This is a genomic window from Ralstonia sp. 24A2 (assembly GCF_051783885.1).
Taxonomy (GTDB): Bacteria; Pseudomonadota; Gammaproteobacteria; order Burkholderiales; family Burkholderiaceae; genus Ralstonia.
On the sequence record NZ_JBPVZD010000003.1, the window covers coordinates 1,772,844 to 1,796,132 of the forward strand.

The 23,289-nt window shown below is 64.9% G+C and carries 14 protein-coding genes; 10 read left to right on the plus strand and 4 right to left on the minus strand.

Going from position 1 to position 23,289, the window contains the following annotated elements:
* The first annotated feature begins 43 nt into the window (after positions 1-43).
* The 4 genes from ACS13N_RS25515 to ACS13N_RS25530 all read left to right on the plus strand — a co-directional run bounded on the left by ACS13N_RS25515 (position 44) and on the right by ACS13N_RS25530 (position 5,692).
* Positions 44-1,354, plus strand: coding sequence for an MFS transporter (locus ACS13N_RS25515; RefSeq protein WP_438934374.1), 1,311 nt, complete (start codon positions 44-46; stop codon positions 1,352-1,354).
* 298 nt (positions 1,355-1,652) lie between these two features.
* Positions 1,653-2,438: an MHYT domain-containing protein gene (locus ACS13N_RS25520; protein ID WP_438934375.1), complete on the plus strand. Its 786-nt coding sequence runs from the start codon at positions 1,653-1,655 to the stop codon at positions 2,436-2,438.
* 114 nt (positions 2,439-2,552) lie between these two features.
* Complete coding sequence (locus ACS13N_RS25525) at positions 2,553-5,330, plus strand: DNA translocase FtsK 4TM domain-containing protein (protein WP_438934376.1); 2,778 nt, start codon at positions 2,553-2,555, stop codon at positions 5,328-5,330.
* Between the two features lie 26 nt (positions 5,331-5,356).
* On the plus strand, positions 5,357-5,692 hold the full coding sequence (locus ACS13N_RS25530) for a cupin (protein ID WP_438934377.1): 336 nt from the start codon (positions 5,357-5,359) through the stop codon (positions 5,690-5,692).
* A gap of 23 nt (positions 5,693-5,715) precedes the next feature.
* Here ACS13N_RS25530 and fliD read toward each other — a convergent pair whose 3' ends face one another.
* Entirely contained in the window at positions 5,716-7,743 is a 2,028-nt protein-coding gene (gene fliD, locus ACS13N_RS25535; protein ID WP_438934378.1) for a flagellar filament capping protein FliD, read from the minus strand.
* A 276-nt stretch (positions 7,744-8,019) separates the two neighbouring features.
* On the opposite strand from fliD, the gene ACS13N_RS25540 reads away from it, so the two are divergent.
* The 6 genes from ACS13N_RS25540 (at position 8,020) to ACS13N_RS25565 (ending at position 15,206) form a co-directional block, all read left to right on the plus strand.
* Entirely contained in the window at positions 8,020-9,402 is a 1,383-nt protein-coding gene (locus tag ACS13N_RS25540) for an ethanolamine ammonia-lyase subunit EutB (protein WP_438934379.1), read from the plus strand.
* Between the two features lie 8 nt (positions 9,403-9,410).
* Positions 9,411-10,202, plus strand: coding sequence for an ethanolamine ammonia-lyase subunit EutC (eutC, locus tag ACS13N_RS25545; protein ID WP_438934380.1), 792 nt, complete (start codon positions 9,411-9,413; stop codon positions 10,200-10,202).
* Between the two features lie 140 nt (positions 10,203-10,342).
* A complete protein-coding gene (locus ACS13N_RS25550; protein ID WP_438934381.1) occupies positions 10,343-10,645 on the plus strand; it encodes a hypothetical protein in 303 nt (100 codons plus the stop codon).
* Positions 10,642-11,691, plus strand: a complete 1,050-nt coding sequence (mdtN, locus tag ACS13N_RS25555; RefSeq protein ID WP_438934382.1) for a multidrug transporter subunit MdtN — start codon at positions 10,642-10,644, stop codon at positions 11,689-11,691. Before ACS13N_RS25550 ends, mdtN begins: the two co-directional genes overlap by 4 nt.
* A complete protein-coding gene (locus tag ACS13N_RS25560) occupies positions 11,672-13,663 on the plus strand; it encodes an FUSC family protein (protein WP_438934383.1) in 1,992 nt (663 codons plus the stop codon). Before mdtN ends, ACS13N_RS25560 begins: the two co-directional genes overlap by 20 nt.
* Positions 13,650-15,206: a TolC family protein gene (locus tag ACS13N_RS25565; RefSeq protein ID WP_438934384.1), complete on the plus strand. Its 1,557-nt coding sequence runs from the start codon at positions 13,650-13,652 to the stop codon at positions 15,204-15,206. Before ACS13N_RS25560 ends, ACS13N_RS25565 begins: the two co-directional genes overlap by 14 nt.
* A gap of 36 nt (positions 15,207-15,242) precedes the next feature.
* Here ACS13N_RS25565 and uvrA read toward each other — a convergent pair whose 3' ends face one another.
* From uvrA to ACS13N_RS25580, 3 genes are all read right to left on the minus strand, one after another.
* Positions 15,243-21,092, minus strand: a complete 5,850-nt coding sequence (gene uvrA, locus ACS13N_RS25570; protein WP_438934385.1) for an excinuclease ABC subunit UvrA — start codon at positions 21,090-21,092, stop codon at positions 15,243-15,245.
* Positions 21,093-21,310: 218 nt separating this feature from the next.
* A complete protein-coding gene (locus ACS13N_RS25575; RefSeq protein ID WP_438934386.1) occupies positions 21,311-22,195 on the minus strand; it encodes a class II glutamine amidotransferase in 885 nt (294 codons plus the stop codon).
* 114 nt (positions 22,196-22,309) lie between these two features.
* Positions 22,310-23,197, minus strand: a complete 888-nt coding sequence (locus ACS13N_RS25580) for a mechanosensitive ion channel family protein (protein WP_438934387.1) — start codon at positions 23,195-23,197, stop codon at positions 22,310-22,312.
* Positions 23,198-23,289 lie beyond the last annotated feature (92 nt).

The following is a 23,289-nucleotide window of genomic DNA, read 5'->3' on the forward strand; positions in this document are numbered from 1 at the left end:
CATACCAAAACCACACCGGGGCGCCCTAGGAGACAAACACACCATGAAACCCATCAAAGGCTTGCGCTGGTGGATGATCGGGCTCGTCCTGAGCGGCCTGATCATGAACTACCTCGCGCGCAACGCGCTGGCTGTCGCAGCACCCGAAGTCAACAAGGTGCTGAACATCACCACGCAGCAATACGGCTACATCGTGGCCGCATTCCAGGCGGCGTACATGGTGATGCAGCCCATTGCAGGCTACGTGCTCGACGTGCTTGGCACCAAGCTGGGTTTCGCGTTGTTTGCGGCGGCGTGGTCGGTGGTGTGCCTGTTGCACAGTACGGCGAGTGGCTGGCTTTCACTGGCCGCATTTCGTGCAATGCTGGGGATGACAGAGGCCGCAGGTTTCCCGTCCGCATTGCGGGCCACCTCGGAATGGTTTCCGGCCAAGGAGCGTTCAATTGCCACCGGCTGGTTCAACATCGGCTCGTCGGTTGGGGCCGTCGTGGCGCCGCCGCTGGTGGTCTGGTGCATCTTGCATGGTGATTGGCGCTTCGCGTTTGCATTGATTGGCGCGCTCGGTCTGGTATGGAGCGTCTTGTGGTTCGTCCTGTATCGCGTGCCGGCCAAGCATCCGCGGCTGTCGGGGGAGGAGCACGACTACATCCGTGCCGGCCAGGAAATGCCAGGGGACAGCGCAAACGCGCCCAGGCCCTCGTGGGGCAGCATCGTCGGCAGCCGTCGCTTCTGGGGCATTGCCATTCCGCGCTTTCTGTCGGAGCCCGCGTGGCAGACGTTCAACTTCTGGATTCCGCTCTACCTTGCGACCGAGCGGCACATGAATCTCAAGGAGATCGCCTTCTTTGCGTGGCTCCCGTTTCTGGCAGCCGACATCGGCTGCGTGCTGGGCGGCTATCTGGCTCCGTGGTTCCAGAAGCGGTTCTCGGTGTCGCTTGTGACCTCGCGCAAGCTGGTGATGGTCACGGGCTGCGTCTGCATGATCGGCCCGGCCTGCATCGGGCTGGCAACCAGCCCGTACACGGCAATTGCGCTGTTCTGCATCGGTGGCTTTGCACACCAGACGCTTTCGGGCGCCCTCTATACGCTCACCTCCGATATGTTCGGTCGGCACGAGGTTGGCACCGCGGTCGGGTTGACGGGCATGTCGGGCTGGCTGGGCGGCATGCTGTTCTCGCTGGCTGTGGGCACGCTGGCAACCACCATCGGCTACAACCCGCTGTTCGTCGCGCTGGCGGTGTTCGACATCATCGCGGCCATCGTGGTGTGGACGATGTTGAACGATGGGCAGGCGCAACCGATCCCCATGCAGCGTGACGATCAACGTTCTGCTGCAGGTGCACTGGGCAGTTGAGCGGTTGAATACGTCCTCTAAAGCACACGCGGCGAGCCTGAAAACGGGCTTGCCGCGAAACGCGTTTCTCATGGCGCACGGCAATCGCCCGCGCGGCGCAAAAGTTACCTAGATCAGGTGATTGGCTAGGCAAAATCGCCTCGCCATACTGCCCTCCGACGGCTGCATCGCGACCCACAGTGGCCATTCAATTCCAACGAAGACATAACGAAAACGTGGCTGCCCAGCGCATCGGGCAGCCAGCCGACGCCGCCCGGCAGTCAGGCGGCTTTCTGGTATTGAAACGGGAGGGTGTGCCATGTTCTACGGCTTTGAAGCGGTGCCGGGCGCGATCGTGCCCTACGAATACGACTGGCCGCTGGTCGGGCTGTCGTATCTCATCTCAGTCGTGGGCGCGTACGTGGGCTTGCGATGGTCCAGACGCATCCGCAACAAGAATGGCAGTATCGATACGGATCGGCTGATCTGCGCGAGCGTGGCATTGGGCGGCGGCGCCGTCTGGTCCATGCACTTCATCGGCATGGCCGCGTACCGGACACCCGTGCGGATCGAATTTGGCCTCTTTCTGACCGTGCTGTCGTTGCTGGTGGTGATGGTGTTTGCCGGGGCCGGGCTGGTGCTGGCCTCGCGCACCACGGGCAACCGCTTGAAGAACATTGGCGAAGGCGGTGTCGTGACCGGTCTGGGCGTGGTGGTGATGCACTACACCGGCATGGCCGCGGTGCATACCAACAGCGCGTTCGACTGGAACATCTCCGTCATCGGGTTTTCCGCGTTGATTGCTGTGGTGGTGTCGGTCGTGGCGTTGTGGTTGGCCACGACCGTCAAGACACGTGGGCAGCAGTTGGGGGCCGCGCTCATCATGGGGGTGGCCGTCTGCGGCATGCACTACACCGGCATGACCGCCGGCACCATGATCTGCACTGGGCGGAGTTATTCACCCTCGCTGCTCGCCATTGAGGGCGGCAACATCGGCTATGCCGTGTTTGCGCTGGCCGGCACGATCCTGATGATCATCTTGCTGATCGAGGCCACGCGCAGCACAAGCAGTGCTCGCACGGCAGTGCCAGGCGGCACGCGCTGACCGCAACGCCGCCGCACGAAACGCCCAGCCATGTATTTTTTGGCTGGGCGTTTTCATTCTGCCCGCTCGCGCCCGCTACAATCGCGGGCTTGGATTCGCAGATGGCATTTCGAAATGGGGCTTGGCTGGTTTGGCATTTCTACCGTGTGGCTGCTGCCGATGGTGTGGCGGTACGCGACGCGGGCACTGGCGGGGGAGCGCGGCTTCCTCAAGGGCCGGGGCACCGTGCGGCTCTGGCTGGTCACGGTTGTGGCGCTGTGCACCAGCGCCACGCTCGAAGCGCTCACCTCGGGCGCCGATCCGCAGGACAAGGCCGGTGGAGCGGCAGGGCGCGCGCTGTCGGCGCTGTTCTCCCACATGCTGGGCTGGACTGGCGCCTTCCTGCTGATGCTCGGCGTGCTGGCCTGGGTGGCACCCATGGTGTTTGGACGATCATGGCGGCAGCTGTTCAACCGTAGCCGCGCCGTGCAGGAAGATGCACTCGACGAGCCCGCCCCGGATCACGAAGAACCGCATGACGAGAGCCTGAAGCCGACTGCGCTTGGCCTGGGCGGCGCTGCGCAAGCCCATTGGACCGGCAACGCCGGCCCTGCGCAGCCGACCGTACGCCATCGTGGCATCGAAGCCGTTTCTGCCCGCCGCCAACCGACATGGCAACCGCCGCCGCGCACGCGTCCGTCACCGCCGCAGCCTGGCGAGATCTGGCCGCTGCTCGACGCACAGAAGGCTGCGGCTGCCAACCCTGCCGTCGACACAAAAACGGCGTCGGCGCCAGCACCTGCAGCGACGCCTTCTCCAGCGCCAGCGCCGGCATCCGCACCGGCTCGCGCCAAGCCGCGCGCCACGATCGTCAGCAGCCCATTTCATCAGCCTCAGCTCGGACTGCGTCCGCAACAGGTGCAACCGGCGCCTGCCACCGCGCAAGTGGAGACGCCTCCCGAGCCACCCAAGGCCACCGATGAACCTGTTGTCGAAACGGTCATGACAGAACATCCGGAAGTGGAGACCGTTGAGACACAGGAAGCAGCACCCGAAGTGCAGACGGTGGATCTGGAGGCGGTGCGCCAGGAGGCCGAAGCATTGCTGGCGGAGCTGCGCGGTCTGATAACACCTGCTCCCGCGACGCCCGAGCCGGCACCAATCGCTGTCGAAGCTAGAGTCGACGCGGAAATCGAAGTCGAAACCACCGAACTGGAGCCGATTCTCGAGGCATTGCCAATGCCTGAGGCCTCCGTCCCCGAGCCATCGTTGGAAGAGGTGGAGTCATCGGCCGTCGCAGCACCGGCCACCAAGCCGCGCATCGTTCTGCCCGCTGTGGTGGGCAACGTGGTCTCGCGCGCGGTGCCGCAGGCCGCTGCCGTGGCGGCCCCCGTGCCTGCGCCGGCCCCTGTCGTGCCGCGCCATGTGGACTACCGCCTGCCCGGCGCCGCACTGCTGACGGCCGCTTCCGCCAACACCGAGTCCGTCTCTCCCGAACACTTGGACGAGACCAGCAACCTGATTACCCAGCGCCTGGCCGAGTTCAAGGTGCCCGTGACGGTGGTCGGTGCCTCGGCTGGCCCGGTCATCACGCGCTTCGAGGTCGATCCGGCCATCGGCGTTCGTGGCGCACAGGTCGTCGGCCTAATGAAGGATCTGGCACGCGCGCTGGGCGTGACCTCCATCCGCGTGGTCGAGACCATTCCCGGCAAGACCTGCATGGGTCTGGAGTTACCCAATGCAAAGCGCGAGATGATCCGCCTGTCGGAAGTCGTGAACGCCGCGGATTTCCAGTCGCACGCCTCGCACCTCGTGCTGGCCATGGGCAAGGACATCACCGGCAACCCGGTGGTAACCGACCTCGCCCGTGCGCCGCATCTGCTGGTGGCCGGCACGACCGGTTCGGGCAAGTCGGTGGCCGTCAACGCGATGATCCTGTCGATGCTGTACAAGGCCACGCCCGACGACGTGCGCATGATCATGATCGACCCGAAGATGCTGGAACTCTCGGTGTACGAGGGCATTCCGCATCTGCTCGCGCCGGTGGTGACCGACATGAAGCAGGCCGCGCACGCGCTCAACTGGTGCGTGGGCGAGATGGAAAAGCGCTACCGCCTGATGTCCGCCCTGGGCGTGCGCAACCTGGCTGGCTACAACCAGAAGATCCGCGCCGCGGAGCAGGCCGGCCGCAAGGTGCCGAATCCGTTCTCGCTCACGCCCGATGCACCGGAGCCGCTGTCCACGCTACCGCTGATCGTGGTGGTGATCGACGAGCTGGCCGACCTGATGATGGTGGCCGGCAAGAAGATCGAAGAGCTGATCGCACGCCTGGCACAGAAGGCCCGTGCGGCCGGCATCCACCTGATTCTGGCGACACAGCGGCCGTCGGTGGACGTGATCACCGGCCTGATCAAGGCCAACATTCCGACGCGCGTGGCATTCCAGGTGTCGTCCAAGATCGACTCGCGCACGATTCTCGACCAGATGGGCGCGGAATCGCTGCTCGGCCAGGGCGACATGCTGTTCTTGCCGCCGGGCACCGGGTATCCGCAACGCGTGCACGGCGCCTTTGTGGCCGATGAAGAAGTGCACCGCGTGGTCGAGCACTGGAAGCAGTTTGGCGAGCCCGAATACGACGAGGCCATCCTGGCCGGTGACCCGGGTGAGGCTGCTGCTAGCGGCGACCTGTTCGGTGGCGAAAGCGGTGATGCGGAAGCTGACCCGCTCTATGACGAAGCCGCAGCCTTTGTGCTGAACACGCGCCGGGCATCGATCTCGTCCGTACAGCGGCAACTGCGCATCGGTTACAACCGCGCCGCGCGGCTAATCGAGCAGATGGAAGCCGCGGGGTTGGTCTCCCCAATGGGCCGCAATGGCCAACGCGAAGTGCTGGCGCCCGGCAGCAGCGATTGAGCACCGCTGGTACATGGAGGCAAGCGATGGGCGAGAACCAGGGCAATCTCTTCACCGATGTGCCGGCCGGCGCCCCCGAGGAGGTCTTCACCGCGTTGCTGGAACGCCCCGGGCTGAAGATCGAGCGCATCGTCTCCAACGGGCAAGCTAGCCCACCCGGGTTCTGGTACGACAGCGCCCAGGAGGAATGGGTGCTGCTGGTAGAGGGCAGCGCGGCGGTGCAGATCGAAGGGGAAGCTGCGCCGCGCCTGCTACAGCCTGGCATCTGGCTGCACCTCCCCGCGCATTGCCGGCATCGTGTGGCGTGGACCGACGCCAGCCGGCCGACGATCTGGCTGGCCGTCCATTACGGCGCCGGTTGAATACCGGGCCGTTTCACGTCAGCTTAGCCACCCGTACGCTGTTTCTGCAGCATCGCCAATTGCTGCGTCAGGTAGTTGCTGGTGTTCGTCATGCCGGCAACGACCTTCGACAGTGCATTGAATTGCGCGTAGTAGAGCGCCTGCTTGGCGTCCAACTGGCGCTGCATCTGCGTCATCCGGCTGGAGAGCGTGGTGAGCGAGCTGTTGATGGCATCGGCAGCGTTCTGCACCATGCCTTTGTCGGCCAGCAGATTGGTCGATACGGTATGCAACTGTGCCGCGTAGCCACGCTGGACGGTCACGCTCCCGCGGTCCCCCAGCGCACCGCCCATCACCTGCACGGTCAGGCCTTCGGCTGCCGAGCCGTTGGCGCCGTACAGGTTCTGCCCGGAGCCGGTGGCCGCCACGCCATTGATCGTGCCTTGCACGTCGCGCCCGGCCGTGGCCGTCGGGCTGCCGCCCAGCAGCGACGCCGCGCCATTGCCCGACACCGACACCGTCGACATCGAGCCGTACTGGCGGTCAGTGAACGTCAGCACGCCGTTGGCATCCGCCGCAATCGCGACATCCACCTTGGCCTTCTGCAGATCCGGCGAAGCATTGATCTGGCTCTGCACCTGGGCGGCCAGGCTTTGCGGCGTGTAGCTGCCGGCCGGCACCTTGATGCTGGTGGTGATGCCGCTGAGCGTGACCGACAGGCTGTCGTTCACGCCGCTCTGGATCGTCGTATTGGCTGCCGCCGAGCCCTTGAGTGAGCCCTGCGTCGCCAACTGCGTAACGTTGATGGCGTAGTTGCCGGCCTGCGTGGTCTTGGAGAAGGCCGAGACCTTGAGCATCGAGTCCGTTGCTGTGCCGGTGCCCGCAAACAGCGCAGCCACCTGGCCGGGCGATTTCTTGAGGGCCGCGGTGAGCTTGCTGTCGTCAATCGACAGTGTGCCTTCCTTGTCCATCGTCACACCAATGCTGCCCAGTGATTGGAATGCGCCATTGCCGATCCCCTGGCCAAGCACGTCTGTCACCTGGTTGATCAGCGCCTTGGTGCTGACATCCCCCGCCAGCGCGCCGTTGTTGGCGGCATTGGCGGTATCAAACCTGGTCAACGAATTGAGTTGGATGCGCAGGGCGTTGTAAGCCTTGACGAAGTTCAGCACCGACTGGCTGGCCTGACCCGCATCGTTGCCCACTGTCACCGTTGTGTTGCCGGTCTTGGACAGCGTGAACGACGTGCCATCCACCACATCCGTGAGAGTGTTGGTGGGGCTTTGCACATTGATGCCGTTGACGTTGGCCAGGGCGTTCTGGCCCGTGGCCACTTCGGTCATGTTTTGCGTGCCGGACGGATCGTGCGCCAGCAGCGATTGCAGCGTCGAATCGCCCGACACCGAGATCTTCATCTCCGAATTGGCGCCACCGGCGGTGGAGGTCAGCACCAGGCGGTACGGGTTGCCGCTACCGTCGTTGACGATGCTGGCCGATACACCCAGATTGGCCGAGTTGATCGCGTCCCGAATGCCCGACAGCGTGTTGTTGGAGGCATCGATCTTGATGGAGCCGCCCGCCAGGTTGCCGTTCTGCGTGAACGTGGCGCCGGTGTACTTGCCGTCGGTAAAGGTGCCCCCCGACACCGTGCCGAACGAGAACGAGATCGTGGTGGGCGTGCCGCTGCCCACCGGCACCTTGTTGGACGCCTGACCTTGCGCGCTCAGCACCTGCGCCTGTGCCAACTGCGTCACCTTGACGTTGTACGTGCCCGACGGCGCCGTGCTGCCCACGTTCACGTTCAGGATCGACGTGTCGTACCCGCTGGCCTTCATGCCGCTGAAGGTGTCGGCGTTGGTCAGGTTGGCCATCGCCGTCTGGAAGGACGACAGCGCGCTCTTGAGCGAACCCACCGCAGAGAGCTGTGCCTGAAAGACCTTCTGCTGGTTCTGGTGAACCACCATCCCCTTGCCTTCAGCCTGCATCAGCTTGGTGACCAGGTTGTTGACGTCGATGTTGGTGCCGATGCCCGGGAGGGAGATCGGTGGGATGTAGGTGTTGGTCGTCGCCATGGGTGAGAACGCGCGCGCGCAAACGGTTGTTTCTTCACAATGTGACGGCAGCCGAGCGCACTTCTTTAGGGCAAACCCTGTCTAGGCAGACTTTTTTGTGCGGATTCCGTCAGGAAACCGAAAGAATGCGAGGGGAGGTTGGCTGGGAGGAGGGGGGTGGCCGTTTCAAACGGCAAGCGAGCCAACCCCGCAGTCTTAACAAGCGCCAGGGCTGCCGGCGCCTAAAGTGAGACGGTAGACGTTGCAACGCCGCACTTCTCAAGCGTATATCCCATCATGCACTTTGCCCACACCGTCGGCGCACAGCGCCATGTGTTCAACGATCTCAAGACGCTGCTGGCCAAGGCCAGCCCGGCGCGCTCGGGCGATTACCTTGCCGGTCTTGCCGCCACCAGCGAAGCCGAACGCATGGCGGCCCGCATGGCGCTGGCGGACGTGCCGATGTCGGTCTTCCTGAGCGAAGTGCTCGTGCCCTATGAGGACGACGAGGTCACGCGCTTGATCCTGGATAGCCACGATGCACAGGCGTTCAGGCCCATCGCGTCGTTCACGGTGGGGGAATTCCGCAACTGGCTGCTCCTGCATGAGACCGACTGTGCGGCCCTGGCCAAGGTCGCGCCCGGCATTACGCCGGAGATGGCCGCAGCCGTCAGCAAGCTGATGCGCAACCAAGACCTGATTGCCGTCGCCCGCAAGTGCCGCGTGGTCACGCGTTTTCGCAACACCATCGGCTTGCCTGGGCGATTGTCGGTCCGGCTGCAGCCCAATCACCCGACGGATGACCCCAAGGGCATTGCCGCGTCGATCATCGACGGGCTGCTCTACGGCTGCGGCGACGCCACCATCGGCGTCAACCCGGCCACCGACAACCTGGGCGCCATCGTCTCGCTGCTGCAGTTGATCGACGAGTTGCGCGACCGCTATGCCATTCCCACGCAATCCTGTGTGCTGACCCACGTCACCAATACGGTGCGTGCGATTGAACAGGGGGCGCCGGTGGATCTGGTGTTCCAATCCGTCGCGGGCAGCGAGCAGGCCAATGCGGGGTTCGGGATCAGCCTTGCACTGCTGGCGGAGGCGCATGACGCCGCACAAAGCCTGGCGCGCGGCACCGTCGGCAACAACCTGATGTATTTCGAAACCGGGCAGGGCAGTGCGCTGTCGGCCAATGCACACCATGGTGTTGACCAGCAGACCATGGAGGCGCGAGCCTACGCGGTTGCACGGGCGTTCTCGCCGTTGCTGGTCAATACGGTGGTTGGCTTTATCGGGCCGGAGTATCTGTATGACGGTAAGCAGATCATTCGCGCCGGTCTGGAAGACCATTTCTGCGGCAAGTTGATGGGCCTGCCAATGGGCTGCGACGTCTGCTACACCAACCATGCCGAGGCTGACCAGGACGACATGGATACCCTGTTGACGCTGTTTGGCGTGGCAGGCATCCACTTCATCATGGGGGTGCCGGGCGCCGACGACATCATGCTGAACTACCAGAGCACGTCGTTTCATGACGCGCTCTACCTGCGCGACACGCAGGGCCTGCGGCCCGCACCGGAGTTCGAGGCGTGGCTGCAAAGCATGGGCATTGTCGACATGGCCGGCCGCCTGCAAGACGCCACCGCACGCCAGCCGCTGCTGCAGCTGGCGCACACGCTGTAAGGCCCGCCATGTCGACGCGAAATCTCGTTCAACCCAACCCCTGGGCGCACTTGCGTGCGTTGACCGATGCGCGCATCGCACTGGGCCGGGTCGGCAACAGCCAGACCACCGATGCCGTGCTCGCCTTTGGTCTGGCGCACGCACAAGCCCGCGATGCCGTACACCAGCCGCTCGACGGTCCATCCTTGGCTGCCGCGATTGAGCAAGCGGGCTTCACCAGCCTGAGCGCGCATAGCGCCGCCGCAGACCGGGCCCAGTATCTGCGCCGGCCGGACCTGGGCCGACGCCTGAGCGATGCCAGCCGCGCAAGCCTTGCTGCGGCACGGCCCGCAATACCGTTCGACACCATCTTCGTGATTGCCGACGGCCTCTCGGCAGTGGCTGCACAGAGCCACGGCGTGCCGCTCCTGCACAGCGTGCGCGAACGCTTGCCGGCGGACTGGTCGATTGGCCCCGTCGTCATTGCCGAGCAATCCCGCGTGGCACTGGGCGATGAGATTGGCGAACTGCTGAGCGCGCGCCAGGTGGTCATGCTCATTGGTGAACGACCCGGCCTGAGCTCACCCGACAGTCTCGGCATCTACCTCACACACGCGCCGCGCGTTGGCCGTACCGACGCCGAGCGCAACTGCATCTCGAACGTCCGGCCGGCAGGATTGGGCTATGACCAAGCGGCGGACAAACTCGTGTTCCTGCTCAAGGGCGCACTGGCGCTCGGCCGCAGCGGCATCGATCTGAAGGACGACACCCCTGCCGCCAACCTCATTGCCGCGTCAAATACCGCCCAACTGAAGACATAGACCGAATCGGCCTTGAGGGTGGGGGGCGCGGCGTGGTTTGTTACAACTGGTCAAGCACAAAGTGTGCTGATAAAGTGACTCGGCCCTGATCCATCGTCGATCCAGTCAGCGCCATGCTGGCGGGCGGCGCCGAGACATCGATGCCACGCCGAAACCTGTCCATTCCGACGCGCGTCTTGCTGGTTCCTGCCCTGGCGGGCTTGGGGTTGGCACTTCAAGGCTGCAGCACGCATGGCGCGCCCTCGTACGCCATCTTCGGTGCGTATTTCCCGCTCTGGCTGCTGAGCGGGTTGATCGGCGCGGCGGGTGCGCTGGTCGCGCACCGGATCTTTGTCATGACGGGGTGGGCAAGCTGGATACCGCTCCAGCTTTCTGTTTGCGTGGCGATCGGGGTGGTGATTGCCGTGATCGTCTGGCTGTCTGGCTCGGGACACTTCCTATGAAAATGGCCGGCCTGCACAAGCCCGCGCTGCGCGGCTACCTGATCGCGCTGGCGATCATCCTCATCGGCGTAGTGGTGGCGGTTTATGCCTACGTCCACACCTCGCGCTACCCCTCCACCGACGACGCCACCATCGATGCCGATGTCGTGCACGTTGCCACACCGGTGGGCGGGCGCATCGTGAAACTGGCCGTGATTGAGAACCAGCACGTCAAGAAGGGCGACCTGCTGTTCGAGATTGATCCCGTGCCGTATCGCCTGACCGTTGCACAGGCGCAAGCCGATCTGGAACTGGCCCAGGCCTCGCTCGACACACGGCGCCGGTCGCTGATCGGCGAGCGCTCCAAAGCCAGCATCGCAGCCGACCAGAGCAGCCGGGCCGCCCACAACTACGAGTTGGCCTCCCGCACCGTCAACCGGTTGGCCCCGCTGGCAGCCCAGGGGTATGTGCCCGCCCAGCAACTGGACCAGGCGCAGGTGGCGCAGCGCGATGCCGCCATCTCACTGCAGCAGGCCAACGAGCAAAAGCGTGCCAGTGCGCAGACCATTGGCGACGAGGCGGATGCCATTGCCATGCTGCACGCCCGCGAGGCCGCTCTGGCCCGCGCCCAGCACGCGCTGCAAGACACCGTGGTGCGCGCGCCGCACGATGGCTGGGTAACAGGCCTATCCGTGCTGGCGGGCGAGACCGTTGCCCCCAACCAGTCGATCTTCACGCTCATCCACTCGGGCGAGTGGTTTGCCGTGGCCAACTTCCGCGAGACGACACTCTCCGCCATCCAGGTGGGCGACTGCGCCACGGTGTTCTCCATGATCGACCGCAGCCAGGCCATCCACGGCAAGGTGGACGGCATCGGCGCCGGTATCTCCGGCACGGATCGGTTGAACCTGCCGCGCACGCTGCCCATCGTCCAGCCGTCGGTGAACTGGGTGCGGGTGGCGCAGCGCTTCCCGGTGCGCATCCGCCTGGAGGAACCGGCTGACAGGCTGGTGCGGGTCGGCGCCAGCGCGATTGTCGAGATCAAGCATGGCGCAGCCTGCCGGTGACATCGCACGCGGGCTGTGGCCTCGCCCCGGCGAGGTGCTTCGGCTGCTGGCGCCAACGCCCGGCAGGGCAGAGATCACCACCCGCATCGCCGTCATCTGCGCGCTGACGACGCTGGTCACGAGCATGTACGGCACGCCCTTTGCCGCCATCTCGGCCTACGTGGTGTTCTTCATGATCCGCCCCGACCGCGTGACGAGCATCGTGCTGTCGATCGCCATGTTGCTGCTGGTGACGGTGGTGCTCGGGCTGATTATCGTCATCGCCATCTTTTGTATCGATGACCCAATGTGGCGGGTGGTGTGGATGGTCGTGCTGTCGGTGGGCCTGCTGTTCCTGACGTCGGCCAGCAAGCTGCGCCCGGTCGGGGCCATCCTGGCGATGATTGTCGGGTATGGGCTGGATGAACTCGGGATTGCGCCGGTGGGGGAGCTGGCGACGCGGGCGCTGCTTTATGCGTGGCTGATGGTGGCGATTCCGGTTGGGGTAGTCATCGTCGTGAATCTGCTGATGGGGCCATCCCCGCGTAAGCTGGCTTGCCAAGCGCTGGCCCGGCGTTTGCGCCTGGCCGCTGAGTACTTGGGTGCGGCAGACGCAGACCGTGCCGCACTCACAGCATGCCTGCGCGAAGGCAGCCAACAGATTGCCACGTGGCTGCGGTTGTCAAAGGTGGATGGCTCAACCTCGCCAGGCGATCTGGCGGCGCTGCAGCAGGCCGTGGCATCCACCACGGCCATTCTGATGGCGGCGGACCTGGCTGCCAGTGAACCGCAGGCACGGTTGCCTGTATCGGTTGCCACACCGGTCATCGAAACACTGCACGCCATGGCGAACCTGCTTGAGCAGGGAGGCTACCCAGTCGACATCGAACTGGCGCTGCCCGCTGACGTGACGCTGCCGCCGTTGGCAAGCGCCGTGGCGACGGAACTGCAATCCGCCATCGTCCACTTTGCAGTCGTCGAGAGCGAACCGGCACAAGCCGAGGCGCCACCACCCAAAGCGCGCGGCGGCTTCTTCCTGCCGGATGCGCGCACCAACCCCGCCCACCTACGCTACGCCCTGAAGACCACCGCCGCGGCGATGTTCTGCTACCTGCTGTACATGCAGCTCGACTGGTCCGGCATCCATACCTGCTTCATCACGTGCTACGTGGTGTCGCTGAGCAGCGCTGCGGAGACCGTCGAAAAGCTGACGCTGCGCATCGCCGGCTGTCTGGTGGGGGCGGCGCTGGGCATCTCGACGATCGTGTGGGTGCTACCGACCATGACGTCCGTCACCGAGCTGATGGCGCTGATGTTTGTGGGCATGTGGCTGTCGGCATGGGTTGCGCAGGGCTCGCCGCGGATTGCGTATGCGGGCTTCCAGATTGCCTTCGCGTTTCTGCTGTGCGTGCTGCAGGGCGCGGCGCCGGCATTTGATCTGACCATCGCGCGGGACCGCATCATCGGCATCCTGCTGGGCAATGTGGTGGTGTACCTGATGTTCACGCGGGTTCGGCCGGTGAGCATTGCAGGGCAGGCAGATGCCGCGTTGGGCGCATTGCTGCGCCAATGGGAGACGGTCACGCGAACGGTACGCGCAGGCCAAAGACGGACGTTGGTCGCGCAGGCGATGGCGCAGCAAGGCGCGCTGGAAGCGAACGTTGCGCTGCTCCGGTACGAACCGGCCTGGGTGCGCCCCACGCCTGAATGGATTGCGCAGCGCCGCCGCGCGCTGGCCGAGCTTGAAGCGCTCGAAAGCCCGCTGTTCCTGATCGCAGAGCGCGCGCCCGGTGATGCGGCGACGCAAGTGCGGTTGCATGCCGTGGCCGAGCGTGCCGGTGTCAGCGGGCTGGTGACCGACACCGGATCGATCGCCACCCCCGATACCACGCGCGATGCGCTGCTGGCACTGGTTGACGAGCGCCTTGCCCGCATTGCACGAGAAGTCCCTGATGCTGTCTCCAAGGAGTCGCTGACGCATGCGCCAGCCTGATCTGTTGGCCGTTTTTCTCAGCTTGGCTGTCACCGTCACGGCCGGGTGTGCGACGTCTGCGCTGGACATGGCGCCTGAGCGCGCTGATCGCCCATGGCAGCCGCGCACGACTGACACTGGTGAGATCGTCCCAGGTGCACCGTCACTGCCCACGTCTTCGAGCGTCGCGAAAGACAGCTACACATTGCCAGCCAACACTGCTGCGGCGGTGATCCCGCCCGCTGCCGCATTCGACGCCGTACACGCCTACGCGCTGCCCGAGCTGATCGACGTTGCCGAATCGAACAACCCGCTCACGCGCGTGGCGTGGAACGATGCGCGCAACGCCGCGCTCACGGCAGGGATCGCAAAGAGCGCCTATCTGCCTTATCTCTCTGCCACAGCCATGGCCGGGTATCAAACGGGGCATGGCTCATCGTCGACGCCGCTCGGTACGGCCGGTACCGATACCACGGTGCACGGAACGGTGTCGGTGCTGTCGTTGCAATGGCTGCTGTTCGATTTTGGGGGCCGCGCGGCGCGCGTGGATGCCGCCGAGCAGTTGTCGATTGCCGCCAACATCGGTTTCACGGCGGTGCACCAGCAGGTGATCTATGACGTAACCGTCGCGTTCTACGCCTACGAGGCGGCGCGCGCGCGTACCGTGACTGCGGCGCAGGGGCTGAGCAACGCCGATGCGATCCTGGCGGCCGCCAAGGCACGCTTCAAGCAAGGGATCGGTACGGTGGTCGAGGTCGCACAGGCCACGCAGAACCGTGCGCAGGCCAATCTGGCGCAAGTCCAGGCGCAAGGGATGGAGAGCGACCGGTATCTGTCGCTGCTCTCTGCGGTGGGTATCTCGCCGCTGTCGAAACCGAAGATTGCCGACCTGCCCATCCGCACGTTGAACCCGGCATTGCGCACCCCGGTCGACCAGATCGTTGCCGATGCCATTGCCCGGCGGCCTGATGTGCTGACCGCCTATGCGGCCGAAAAGGCCAGCCAGTCGAAGATACGGGCAGCGCAAGCGGAGTTCATGCCCAAGGTGTTTGTCTCGGCCTCCACGTCTTACAACTCAGGGCGCGCGGCCGTCACGGCCATCCCGCCCGTCGGCCAGCAGGCGCCGACGGTAAACCTCAATGGCACGCGCTATGGCGTGGGTGCCTTTGTGGGTGTGACCATTCCGCTGTATGACGGCGGGTTGCGCGCCGCCGTGCTGGCGCAAGCGCGCAACGATGCCGAAAGCGCTTCAGCCAAGCGCGTGCGCACCACGCAAGAAGCGGTGCGCCAGATCGTTGCCGGGCAGAACACGCTGCAGACCAGCCTCACTTCGCATGAGGCGGCACAAGCGCTGGTGGCTGCCGCCCAGACGACATACGACGCAGCGCTGGCGGCATATCGCCACGGTGTCGGATCGATTACCGATGTGTTGATGGCACAGAACCAACTGCTGCTGGCCAAGAACGCCTACGTCGACACCTACAGCGGCGCGCGCACTGCCGCCGCGACGCTGGCGCTGGCCACGGGCTCCATCGGCGCCCAACAAGACTTGACGCAGCGCTGACGGTCTCTACCTGCGCAGAGACCGTCGCGCACCACGCTAGACCGTCTCGTCTGCCGTGCGCGGGTCAACCTGCTTGCCACGCGCCAGCACCGGCACGAGTGCCGCGCCGGTATGGCTGGCCTGGATTCGCGCGAGCGCTTCCGGCCCGCAAGCCGCGACGATGGTGCCGCCTTCGTCGCCACCCTCGGGGCCGAGATCCAGAATCCAGTCCGCCTCGGCAATGACGTCGAGATCATGCTCGATCACGATCACGCTGTGGCCGCCATCCGCCAAGCGGTGCAGCACGCGAATCAGCTTGGCCACATCGGCCATATGCAGGCCCACGGTCGGCTCGTCCAGTACATACAGCGTGTGCGGCGCCTTCTGGCCACGGCGGGTGACGTCGTCGCGCACCTTGGAGAGTTCAGTGACGAGCTTGATGCGCTGCGCCTCGCCGCCCGACAGTGTGGGCGAGGGCTGGCCCAGCGTCAGGTATCCAAGGCCCACGTCCTTCATCAACTGCAGCGGGTGGGCGATGCTATTCATGGCGCTGAAAAACTCCACAGCCTCGTCGATCTCCATGGTCAGCACTTCGCCGATGTTCTTGCCGCGCCAGGTAACAGCCAATGTCTCGGGGTTGAAGCGCTGGCCGTGGCACACGTCGCACGCCACCTTCACATCCGGCAGGAAGCTCATGGCGATGGTACGCACGCCCTGGCCCTCGCAGGCGGGGCAGCGGCCATCGCCGGTATTGAACGAGAAGCGCGAGGCGGTGTAGCCGCGTGCGCGGGCTTCCAGCGTGTCGGCAAAGAGCTTGCGGATGGTGTCCCACACGCCGATGTACGTCGCCGGGCACGAACGCGGCGTCTTGCCGATCGGGGTTTGGTCAACTTCCAGCACGCGGTCGATGGCTTCCCAACCGGTGACACCATCGCAGCCGTGCCAATCGTGTTTGACGTCAAGCTTGCGTGGCATCTTGGCCGCAGTTTTGGAAGCGGGCACTTCCGCCTGCGCAGCTTTGCGCGCACGGCGTGTGGCCGGTGAAGACAGCACTGAGCGACCCACCGCATCGAGCAGATTGGTCATCAACACATCGCGTGCGAGCGTCGACTTGCCTGAACCGGATACGCCCGTAATCGCCACCAGGCGCGACAGCGGCATCGTCGCCGTGACGTTGCGCAGGTTGTGCAGCTTGGCGCCATGCACTGTCAGCCACTGCTCGGGCACCGCCTGGACACCGGTACGCGGTGCAACCACCTCGCGGCGCGGCTGCAGCGGGTGCTCGATCGGCTGCGACAGGAAACGGCCCGTGAGCGAATCCGGCTGCGCGGCCAAGTCCTGCACACCGCCCTGCGCGACGAGCGTGCCGCCGCGCTTGCCGGCACCGGGGCCGATATCGATGATGTGGTCCGCACGGCGGATGGTGTCTTCATCGTGCTCGACCACCACCAGCGTGTTGCCCTTGTCACCCAGCTTGCGCAGCGCGTCGAGCAGGATCTGGTTGTCGCGCGGATGCAGGCCGATGGTCGGCTCGTCCAGCACGTAGCACACGCCCTGCAGGTTGCTGCCGAGCTGCGCGGCCAGTCGGATGCGCTGTGCCTCGCCGCCGGACAGGCTGGGTGCGGCGCGGTCCAGGCTCAGGTAGCCCAGGCCAACTTCTTCCAGGAACGACAGCCGGCTGTGGATCTCGGCCACCACGTCACGGGCGATGTCGGCGTCGCGGCCGGTCAGGTCTAGGCCTTCCACCCAACGGCGGGTCTGGCTGACCGTCCACTGGGCGATGTCGACAATGGGTTGGGTGGCGAACGTCACTGCGCGCGCCGTCGGGTTCAGGCGCGTGCCGTGGCAATCGGGGCAGGGCAGGTCGGTCATGCCGTCCGGATCGACCTCTTCCGAGGGCAGTGTCTGCTCGCGGCCACGGTCATCGCCACCAAGCACCGTGTCGTCAAACGCAGCGCGCTGCTCGCGCGTGAGTGCCAGGCCCGTACCAACGCAGCTCGGGCACCAGCCGTGCTTGCTGTTGTACGAGAACATGCGCGGGTCCAGCTCAGGGTAGCTGGTGCCGCAGGTGGAACACGCACGCTTGGTCGAAAACACCTTGACGTTGCCGACGTGCGCGGTGCCGCCGCTATGCATGGCGTTTTGCAGGCCGTCCAACGGGGCGAGCACGTGCATGATGCCCTTGCCGTACTCCAGCGCCTGTTCCATCAGCGTGCGCAGTGCAGCTTCGTTCTCGGGCGAGACAACGATGTCGCCCACCGGCAGTTCCAGCGTGTGCTCACGGAAGCGGTCTAGGCGGGGCCACGGGTCGACGGTCAGGAACTCGCCATCGACACGCAGGTGCGTATAGCCGCGCGCCTTGGCCCACTTGGCCAGGTCGGTGTACACGCCCTTGCGGTTCACCACCAGCGGCGCGAGCAGGCCGATGTGCTGGCCGCGATGGTCGCGCATCAACTGGGCAAAGATGGCCTCGGGGCTCTGTGCCGACACCGGCGTGCCGTCGTGAATGCAGTGCTGCACGCCCAGCTTCACGTACAGCAGCCGCAGGAAGTGCCACACCTCGGACGTGGTTGCCACCGTGCTCTTGCGGCCGCCGCGCGACAGGCGCTGCTCGATGGCCACCGTGGGTGGAATGCCGTACACCGCATCCACCTCCGGCCGGCCGGCTGGCTGCACGATCGAACGTGCATAGGCATTGAGCGATTCGAGGTAGCGGCGCTGCCCCTCGTGGAACAGGATGTCGAACGCCAGCGTCGATTTGCCCGAACCGGACACACCCGTCACGACGTTGAACTTGCCGTGCGGGATGTCAACGTTCATCGCCTTCAAGTTGTGCTCGTGCGCGTTGACGATGCGCACCACGTTCTCGCCCTGGACTTCCGCCACGGCAGCGCGCTGTGCGCGGCGTGCGGCCAGCGCGCTTTGCAGTGGCACGCCTTCATCAGCAGCCTGCCGTTGCCCGATGCTCGCTTCGTATTGCTTGAGCGCCGCGCCCGTATGCGATGCGGCGCAGGCTTTCACCTGTTCGGTCGTGCCGGCACACACCAGCAGGCCGCCCGCATCACCGCCCTCGGGGCCGAGATCGATAATCCAGTCAGCCGCACGGATCACGTCGAGGTTGTGCTCGATCACGATCAGCGAATGCCCTGCGTCGAGCAGCTTGCCGAACGCGCGCATCAGCTTGGCGATGTCGTCAAAGTGCAGACCGGTGGTCGGCTCGTCGAACATGAACAGGCGGCCGGCGTTGGCGGGCACATCCGGCTTGACGCGCTTGCGGGCGGCGGCCTGGGCCGCCTGCGCGGCTTCGGCCAGGAAGCCCGCGAGCTTCAGGCGCTGCGCTTCGCCACCGGAGAGCGTCGGCACCGGTTGGCCGAGCTTCACGTACTCCAAACCCACGTCGACGATGGGCTGCAGCACACGCAGCACGTCTGCATCGTCGGCAAACACGCTGGCAGCCTCGCTTACGGTCAGCTCCAGCACATCGGCCACCGACAGCTTGTGCCCATCGCGCTCCAGCTTCACTTCGAGGATTTCCGCGCGATAGCGCGTACCGTCGCAATCGGGGCAGCGCAGGTAGATGTCGCTCAGGAACTGCATCTCGACGTGCTCGAAGCCCGAGCCGCCGCAGGTTGGGCAACGCCCGTCGCCGGAGTTGAAGCTGAACGTGCCCGCCGTGTAGCCGCGTTGCAGCGCCATTGGCACCTTAGCAAACAGCTTGCGGATCTCGTCGAATGCGCCCACGTAACTGGCCGGGTTCGAGCGCGCGGTCTTGCCGATCGGGGACTGGTCGACGAAGACCACGTCGCTGATCTGGTCCGCACCGCGCAACGCACGGAACGTGCCGGGCGATTCCGTCGCCTTGCCGAAATGGCGCGCCAGGGCAGGGTGGAGCACGTCCTGGATCAGTGTCGACTTGCCCGAGCCAGACACGCCCGTCACGCACACCAGCCGTTGCAACGGCACTTCAATCGTCACGTCCTGCAGGTTGTGCTGGCTGGCGCCTTCCAGCACCAGGCGCGGGGCTCCGTTGATGGGGCGGGCCTGCCAGTCGGTCGCGTTGGCCACGCGGCGCTGGCCGGACAGATAGGCACCTGTGAGCGTGTCGGCTTTTCGGATGGCCGCGGGCGTACCGTCGAAGACGATGGTACCGCCACGCTCGCCTGGGCTCGGGCCCATGTCGATGAGGCGATCGGCGGCGAGCATGACGGAAGGGTCGTGTTCCACCACCACGAGCGTGTTGCCGGCATCGCGCAGGCGTTGCATGGCCTCCACAATGCGATCCAGATCACGCGGGTGCAGGCCGATGCTCGGCTCGTCCAGCACGAACAGCGTGTTGACGAGCGACGTGCCCAGCGCCGTGGTCAGGTTGATCCGCTGCACCTCGCCGCCAGATAGCGTGCGGCTCTGGCGGTCCAGCGTCAGGTAGCCGATGCCGACGTCGCACAGGTAGGCCAGGCGCGTGCGCACCTCATCCAGCAGCAGCTTGAGCGCATCGTCGAGCAGGGTAGAGGGCAGCGTCAGCTCGTCAAAGAACCGGCGGATGCGCGCGATGGGCAGCAGCATCACGTCGTGCACGGTCAGGCCGGGCAGGGCTTCGAGCTGGGCGCGGCTCCATTTCACGCCGCGCGGCATGAAGCGGTGCTCCGGTGCCAGGACGGCATCTGCGTTTTCCTTGCTGCCCAGGCGCCATTGCATGGATTCGGTTTTCAGGCGCGCACCACCGCAGGTCTCACAGGTCGTATAGCTGCGGTACTTGGAGAGCAGCACGCGGATGTGCATCTTGTATGCCTTCGACTCCAGATAGTCGAAGAAGCGGCGCACACCGTACCACTGCTTGTTCCAGCCGCCACGCTTGAAGGTCGGGTCGCCGTTGATGACCCAATGGCGCTGTGCCTCGGTCAACTCGGCCCACGGCGTGTCGCGCGGGATGTCGGCTGCCGCCGAGTAGCGCATCAGGTCGTCCTGGCACTCCTTCCAGGCCGGGGTCTGCATCGGCTTGATGGCACCTTCACGCAGCGTCTTGCGCTCGTCCGGAATCACCAGGCCCAGGTCGACGCCGATCACGCGGCCAAAGCCGCGGCACGCATCGCACGCGCCATACGCCGAGTTGAACGAAAACAGCGCAGGCTGCGGATCGGCATAGCGCAGATCGCTCTCCGGGCAGTGCAGGCCGGTGGAAAAGCGCCAGATTTCGGGTTCGGCAGCCTCGTCTGCAGGCAACACGTACACGTTGACGCGACCGCCGCCGCGCTTGAGCGACGACTCGATGGCCTCCAGCGCGCGGACACGCTCGGCGCCTTGCAGGCGAAAGCGGTCAGCCACCACGTCGAGCAGCTTGCGTTCACCACTGACGCGTTCGGCCTGCACGCGCGTATAGCCGCTGACGGAGAGCCACTGTGCAACTTCATCCGCGCTGGTGTTGGCAGGCAGCTCCACCGGAAAGGTCACGACCAGGCGCGGGTCGGCCTCGCGCGTGCGCGCCAGCAACTCGTTGTAGATGGTTTCCGGGGTGTCATGGCGCACCGGCAAGGCGGTATCGCGATCGAACAACTGGGCGGCGCGCGCAAACAGCAGCTTGAGGTGGTCGTTCAGCTCCGTCATCGTGCCGACGGTCGAGCGCGAGCTGCGTACCGGGTTGGTCTGGTCGATGGCGATGGCTGGCGGTACGCCTTCCACATGGTCAACCTGTGGGCGGTCCATGCGGTCCAGGAACTGGCGCGCGTAGGCGCTGAAGGTCTCGACGTAGCGGCGCTGGCCCTCGGCATAGAGGGTGTCGAACACCAGGCTCGACTTGCCGGAGCCGGACGGGCCGGTCACCACGGTCATTTCGCCCGTGCGCAGGTCCAGATCGAGGTTCTTGAGGTTGTGCTGACGGGCTCCGCGCAGGCGAATGACACCGGAAGACATAACGGGTGGTCCTTGGAGAACGTAGGGGATGCCGGCACGGCTAGCCAAACTGGCGCCGGCCGGCAATCAGAAATCGGGCCGTAAACTGTAGCGGATTCTTGAGATCCGGTTCACTGACGGCACAAATCGCGGGCGCGAGGTTACCGCAAGCCTCCTGACAACGTTTTGTCAGGAGGCTTCAGTGGGGAAGAGAAAGTTGGAGAGGCGAGAGCGCCCGATCAACCAGCGGCGAGCCCGTAGGAGGATTGTTGCTTGCCCGACACTTCGGACACCGGCAACCGAGGGGTGAACCGGTGGTGCTCGACCACGCCGCCCTTGGCAATCACCAGCGTTTCCTCTGGAATTTCTTCCCAGGCGTTGGGCAAATCCACCACCGGCTCGGACAGCACGAGGAAAGCCTCATCGCCGGCATCCGTAATTTTGGAGGTGTCAGGATAAAGCTCGCTCAGATGCCGGAACGACGTGCTGTGGAAGAGGGACCGCGAATCCCGCTCGCTGGAGTAGCGCACCGCGATGATCTGCTCGCCGTCAGTCACGCAGACCGTCATGTTCAACGGGTGCTCAACGCCGTGCCGGTGGCCCACGTGCTCGATCAGTCCCACCATCTGTTCCAAGGCGCCGCACGGCTCGCGCTGCAGTCCAAATGTAAGCGCGAGGAAGAACATGACTTCGGAATCCGTCGAGCCCTCAATCCAGCGAAACAGCTCGGGCGCGACCTCCATCATAAGGTCACGCCGCAATGTCGGGTACTCGCGAATCAACCCGTTGTGGGCAAACAGCCATCGGCCATAGCGGAACGGATGGCAGTTGGTTTCCTGCGTGGGGGTGTCGGTGGCCGCGCGAACGTGCGCAACGAACAATGACGATCGGATGGCGCGGGCGGCTTCGCGCAGGTTGGTGTCATTCCAGGCGGGGTGCAGGCATCGATACCGGAAGGGCACCTCGGAATGGCCGCCATACCAGCCGATGCCGAACCCGTCGCCATTGGTGGTGGTGTGCCCCAGGCGCGATCGCAGGCTCTGGTCGATCAACGAATGGGTCGGCCGGAACAGCACCGTCTCCATCTGAATGGGGTTGCCAGAGTAGGCCAGCCAGCGACACATGATGCTTGCTCGTAGGGTGAATACCTGGAAAGTGAGTCTAGGCAATGCGGTCGGGAATGCACAGGAAAAGTGTTGCGCGCCGGCACACCCCAGGTACTCCCGCGACGCCGCAAACTACTGTTGCGCAAAGGCCTCGCTACTGCGCCCAGTGGGCTGATGACCGGCGTCTTGCGTTGCGTCATGCACGATATGCAGTTCGCGCATGCGGACGGGCAGGGTGCAGCGTGCGTCCTTCAGCGTTGTGCGAACTTGCTGGGCGAGCTTCCAGCGCATGTCCCAGAAGTTCTCGGTCTTGGCCCAGACGCGCAGGTTCAGCACGGCGACACTGTCGTCAAACCGCATGACCATCGCCATGGGGGCCGGATCGGGCAGCACCAGCGGCTCATTGGCGGCCAGCGCCTTGAGTGCCTCAATGGCGCCGGCAATATCGTCTTGCAGCGACACCTCGGTTTCCAGGTCCAGCCGGCGGGTCGGATTGCGCGTGTAGTTGCGCACGGTATGGCTCCATAGCGCGCTGTTCGGCACGTATTCGCAGATACCGTCTGGTTTGGTCAGGCGCGTCATGAACAGGCTGACTTCTTCCACCGTGCCTGCCACCTCGCCACCGCCGCCGTCAATGTAGTCGCCCACACGGAACGGACGCAGCGCCAGCAACATGATGCCGGCCGCGATGTTCTGGAGCGTGCCCTGCAACGCCAGGCCAATCGCAAGACCCGCTGCGCCAAGCACCGCAATGATGCTGGCCGTTTCAATGCCAAGCCGGGACAGCGCCCCGATGACGGCCAGAATGCGGATGCCCCAGACGCTGATGTCGCAGAGGATGGGCGTAAGCGTGGCATCAAGCTTGGCCTGGCGGCTCATCAGCCGGTTCAGCCAACGGCCAATGAGTTTTGACAGCCACCAGCCGCCGAAGAGAATCAGCAATGCCGTACACAGGCTGATGGCGAAATGACTGAAGGTTCCCCACAGGATAGGGTCAAGGTATGCGTGAAGGTTTTCCATTGTTGAATGCGGATGACTTGGCCTTGTGATGGGAACAAGACATCGGTACTTGGTTCCCCGAATTTTTGCTCATAATCTATCTTATGTTAAAT

What these genes read in the sequence shown, in the direction of transcription:
- ACS13N_RS25515 (WP_438934374.1), top strand. Translation starts at nt 44, where the DNA reads ATGAAACCCATCAAAGGCTTGCGCTGGTGGATGATCGGGCTCGTCCTG.
- ACS13N_RS25520 (WP_438934375.1), top strand. Translation starts at nt 1,653, where the DNA reads ATGTTCTACGGCTTTGAAGCGGTGCCGGGCGCGATCGTGCCCTACGAA.
- ACS13N_RS25525 (WP_438934376.1), top strand. Translation starts at nt 2,553, where the DNA reads ATGGGGCTTGGCTGGTTTGGCATTTCTACCGTGTGGCTGCTGCCGATG.
- ACS13N_RS25530 (WP_438934377.1), top strand. Translation starts at nt 5,357, where the DNA reads ATGGGCGAGAACCAGGGCAATCTCTTCACCGATGTGCCGGCCGGCGCC.
- fliD (WP_438934378.1), bottom strand. Translation starts at nt 7,743, where the DNA reads ATGGCGACGACCAACACCTACATCCCACCGATCTCCCTCCCGGGCATC.
- ACS13N_RS25540 (WP_438934379.1), top strand. Translation starts at nt 8,020, where the DNA reads ATGCACTTTGCCCACACCGTCGGCGCACAGCGCCATGTGTTCAACGAT.
- eutC (WP_438934380.1), top strand. Translation starts at nt 9,411, where the DNA reads ATGTCGACGCGAAATCTCGTTCAACCCAACCCCTGGGCGCACTTGCGT.
- ACS13N_RS25550 (WP_438934381.1), top strand. Translation starts at nt 10,343, where the DNA reads ATGCCACGCCGAAACCTGTCCATTCCGACGCGCGTCTTGCTGGTTCCT.
- mdtN (WP_438934382.1), top strand. Translation starts at nt 10,642, where the DNA reads ATGAAAATGGCCGGCCTGCACAAGCCCGCGCTGCGCGGCTACCTGATC.
- ACS13N_RS25560 (WP_438934383.1), top strand. Translation starts at nt 11,672, where the DNA reads ATGGCGCAGCCTGCCGGTGACATCGCACGCGGGCTGTGGCCTCGCCCC.
- ACS13N_RS25565 (WP_438934384.1), top strand. Translation starts at nt 13,650, where the DNA reads ATGCGCCAGCCTGATCTGTTGGCCGTTTTTCTCAGCTTGGCTGTCACC.
- uvrA (WP_438934385.1), bottom strand. Translation starts at nt 21,092, where the DNA reads ATGTCTTCCGGTGTCATTCGCCTGCGCGGAGCCCGTCAGCACAACCTC.
- ACS13N_RS25575 (WP_438934386.1), bottom strand. Translation starts at nt 22,195, where the DNA reads ATGTGTCGCTGGCTGGCCTACTCTGGCAACCCCATTCAGATGGAGACG.
- ACS13N_RS25580 (WP_438934387.1), bottom strand. Translation starts at nt 23,197, where the DNA reads ATGGAAAACCTTCACGCATACCTTGACCCTATCCTGTGGGGAACCTTC.